Annotated in this window: 4 protein-coding genes; 3 read left to right on the top strand and 1 reads right to left on the bottom strand. The window is 58.4% G+C overall.

All coding sequences use genetic code 11. The features are described from left to right. A partial coding sequence (locus H5U08_RS12460) for an FAD-dependent oxidoreductase (protein ID WP_297033524.1) occupies positions 1 to 1,197 on the bottom strand: 1,197 nt, incomplete at its 3' end. 294 nt (positions 1,198 to 1,491) lie between these two features. Here H5U08_RS12460 and rfbB point away from each other — a divergent pair. From rfbB to H5U08_RS12445, 3 genes are all read left to right on the top strand, one after another. Next, a complete protein-coding gene (gene rfbB, locus H5U08_RS12455) occupies positions 1,492 to 2,580 on the top strand; it encodes a dTDP-glucose 4,6-dehydratase (RefSeq protein WP_297033521.1) in 1,089 nt (362 codons plus the stop codon). 25 nt (positions 2,581 to 2,605) lie between these two features. Next, positions 2,606 to 3,496 carry a glucose-1-phosphate thymidylyltransferase RfbA gene (gene rfbA, locus H5U08_RS12450; protein ID WP_297033519.1) on the top strand — a complete coding sequence of 297 codons (891 nt, stop codon included), beginning with the start codon at positions 2,606 to 2,608 and terminating at the stop codon, positions 3,494 to 3,496. Positions 3,497 to 3,637: 141 nt separating this feature from the next. Further along, positions 3,638 to 3,859 (top strand): SsrA-binding protein (locus H5U08_RS12445; protein ID WP_297033516.1); only part of this gene is annotated, 222 nt, incomplete at its 3' end.

The raw sequence follows: 3,859 nt of genomic DNA, 5'->3' as shown, positions 1-3,859 counted from the left end.
TTCGCTACCAACCGCTTGGGCGCCGAGAATACGACCGTCCTGGGGATCAAAAAGGAGTTTGATGGTGATCGGCTTGGCGCCCGGATAGTAGGTGGCGTGACTGGCGGAATGGGTGAAGCTTTTTTGATAGGGGATCCCGGCCCGCTGAGCGGCTTTTTCGGTAAGTCCCGTCTTGGCAATGTCCACACCGAAAACCCGAACAAAGGCGGTTCCCAATGCCCCCGGGAAGCGGCTGGGACGGCCGCAAATGTTGTCAGCGGCCACTCGCGCCTGTCGAGAAGCAGGCCCCGCGAGCGGTACCCAGGTTGGCTGGCCGGTGACCAAATCCCTGACCTCGACTGCGTCTCCCACCGCCCAGATGGTCGGGTCGCTGGTTTGCATGTGCTCGTTGACGCGGATACCACCCAGGGAGCCTATTTCCAGACCGGCCTCCTGGGCCAGAGTGACATCCGGACGAACGCCAACGCTCAGAATCACCGCCCCACAGTCGATTTTTTCACCACCCGCCGTCACCAGAAGCTGGGAACCGTCAGGCTCGATGGCCTGGAGGGGCTGCCCAAGAAGGAGACGCACGTCGTGGGCGGCCAGTTTGTCGTAGATGGGCACGACCATCTCCGGATCAAAACCCGGAAGAATCTGCGGCGCGGCTTCCACGACCGTGACGGTGATATTGCGATGGACAAGATTTTCCACCATCTCCAGGCCGATGTAGCCCGCCCCCACCACAACCGCCCGGGTCACATGTCTGTCCTGAAGCCACCGATAGATACGCTCTGCGTCCTCGAGGAGTCGAAGTGTGAAGACCCCTGGCAGATCGACGCCGGGAACATCAGGGACAATGGGCCGAGCTCCCGGAGACAGGACAAGGGCGTCGTAAGGCCGGGTGAAGCGGGCTCCGGTTTGGCGGTTGCGGACCTCCACAAGCCGATTCTCGCGGTCGATGCGGGTGACTTCGTGATTGACCCGGACCTCCACGTTGAAATAGTCCCTGAAGCGCTCCGGCGACGCGACGAGCAATCTTTCCCGAGGGGAGATAACCCCCCCAATGTAGTACGGCAAACCGCAATTTGCGAAAGACACAAAGCCGCCGCGTTCGAACACATAAATCTCAGCGTTTTCGTCCAATCGTCGCAGTCGGGCAGCGCAGGAGGCCCCGCCGGCCACTCCGCCCACGATCACCACTCGCCTGGAAATCATCGTCAGCTCCTCTATGAACGCCGTCTTCGAGTTGGAGTCGTGCTTACCGCCAGAAAACCGGAAAACGCCAATTTTTGCTAGCAGATTTCCACTTAGTGCTTATTTCGATTGTAGATTGTTATGGAATGCCTGTCACGGAAGGTGGCAAAAATACCAGGGAAAGGGGGTAGGCGTTTCCGTGGCACTCGGTAGAAATGGCAGGCGGATTAAGCTATATAAAGAGAGCGAGCCTTTTAGTCCGTTCACTGCTTAAAAGTTACGGCAACCAGGCGCTTTTCAAGGGGACCCGGCACGATGGACACCATTCTCGTCACAGGGGGGGCTGGATTTATCGGGAGTAATTTCGTTCGGTACTGGCTCCGGGAAGAGCCGGGACGACTCGTCAACTTGGACAAACTCACATACGCCGGCAATCTCGATTCTCTGGCGGATGTCCTGGAGGATCCTCGCCACGTGTTTGTGCAGGGGGACATCTGCGACGGTCCCATGGTGCGGCAACTCCTGGAGGAATTTCGGCCGTGGGCGATTGTGAATTTTGCGGCCGAATCGCACGTGGATCGTTCCATTGACGGACCTGCGGAATTTGTTCAGACCAATGTGGTGGGCACGTTCCGGCTTCTGGAAGCCGCCCGTGATTACTGGAGTGGCCTGCCCGCCGATGAGAAGGAACGCTTCCGTTTCCTCCATGTTTCCACCGACGAGGTTTATGGTTCGCTTGGTCCCACGGGATACTTCACCGAAGACACGCCGTACGCACCGAATTCGCCCTATTCAGCTTCCAAAGCGGCGGCCGATCACTTCGCCCGGGCTTATCACCACACTTACGGACTGCCGGTGCTGGTGACCAATTGCTCCAATAACTACGGCCCCTATCAGTTTCCGGAAAAGCTCATTCCCCTGATGATTCTCAACGCCGTGGAAGGCAAACCGCTGCCCGTCTATGGCGATGGACAGAATATTCGCGATTGGCTGTACGTGGAAGACCACTGTCGGGCGTTGCGGCTGGTGTTGAAAAAGGCCAGGCCGGGGAGCGAGTACAACATCGGCGGCAACTGCGAGCGGACCAACCTGCAGGTCGTGCACGCGATTTGCGAGATCGTGGATCGCCTCCGCCCGGATTTACCCCATCGACCGTGCTCCCAATTGATCACGTTTGTTCAGGATCGCCCCGGCCACGACCGGCGTTATGCCATTGATGCCAGCAAGATTCGCCGCGAATTGGGCTGGGAACCGCAGGAGACATTTGAGACAGGACTCGAACGCACCGTCCGCTGGTACCTCGAAAACACCGCCTGGGTGGAGAGGGTGACTTCGGGGAAATATCGGCGGGAGCGTCTCGGACTGGGGCGGCTCAAAAGCGAGCAAGGCGTTTCCCAGGACTGACGTGCAGTTTTGCGGAGGGCTTCTCATGACCATTTACTGCAAAAAGGGGATTGTTTTGGCAGGTGGCGCGGGCACGCGATTGCATCCCCTGACCCGGGCAGTGAGCAAACAACTCCTGCCAATCTACGACAAGCCGATGGTGTATTACCCGCTTTCCACCCTCATGCTCGCCGGGATTCGCGACATCCTGCTCATTTCCACCCCCGAGGATACCCCTCTGTTTCAGCGTTTGCTGGGGGATGGGTCCGATTTGGGCATCTCCATCCGCTATGCTGTGCAACCCAAGCCCGAAGGATTGGCCCAGGCATTCATAATCGGGCGAGACTTTATCGGGCCAGATCACGTGGCCATGGTGCTGGGCGACAACATTTTCTACGGGCAGGGATTCCAGGCGATGCTTACGCGGGCGGCCTCCCGCCCGGAAGGCGCCACGGTCTTTGCCTATCTCGTCAAAGACCCGCAACGATACGGGGTGGTGGAACTGGACGAGCAAGGCCGACCCGTTCGAATCGTGGAGAAGCCCAAAGAGCCGCGTTCGAACTACGCGGTCACCGGATTGTACTTTTATGACAACGACGTCGTGGAGATCGCGGCTCACCTTAAGCCCAGTGCTCGTGGCGAGTTGGAAATCACCGACGTCAACCAGATCTATCTCGAGCGAGGACGCCTCCACGTGGAGATTCTCGGCCGCGGTTTTGCCTGGCTTGACACGGGGACGCACGAATCGCTCCTGGAGGCGTCCAATTTCGTGGAGACCATCGAGCATCGCCAGGGGCTTAAAATCGCCTGCCTTGAAGAAGTTGCCTATCGCAAGGGATTCATCGACGCCGCGCAACTCGAACGGCTCGCTCGTCGCTACAATAACAGTTACGGGCAGTATTTGCTCGATCTACTGAAATACCCCGGGCTGAAGTGACGCGGCGCCAGACGGGGGCGTGATCGACAGGTTCGGACAGACGCCGCTCTTGCCGTGCGCAGATGCGAGCGGCACATTGGCGATAATCCCCGGCAGGTTGTGGACCAGGGTTGAGGGCTTCCTGTTGTTCCGGAAAAAATCATGGCAAAGGGCAAGAAACCGACTGATTCCGAACACAACAACGAACGCGTCGTGACGCAGAATCGACGCGCCAAGCGAGACTACGAAATCCTCGATACCCTCGAGTGTGGCATCGCCCTTTTGGGGAGCGAGGTGAAAAGTCTCCGCAACGGAAAAGTTTCCATTGAGGAAGCCTTTGCCCGGGTGAAAGACGGCGAAGTATGGCTTTACAATTGCGATATC

This window comes from Thermogutta sp., assembly GCF_014359955.1.
In the GTDB taxonomy this organism is placed as follows: domain Bacteria; phylum Planctomycetota; class Planctomycetia; order Pirellulales; family Thermoguttaceae; genus Thermogutta.
Note: the sequence above shows the minus strand (reverse complement) of the source record. Positions and strands in the feature narration are given on the sequence as shown.

Excerpts from the sequence above, each read along its gene's own strand:
- rfbB (WP_297033521.1), top strand. The coding sequence starts at position 1,492 with ATGGACACCATTCTCGTCACAGGGGGGGCTGGATTTATCGGGAGTAAT.
- rfbA (WP_297033519.1), top strand. The coding sequence starts at position 2,606 with ATGACCATTTACTGCAAAAAGGGGATTGTTTTGGCAGGTGGCGCGGGC.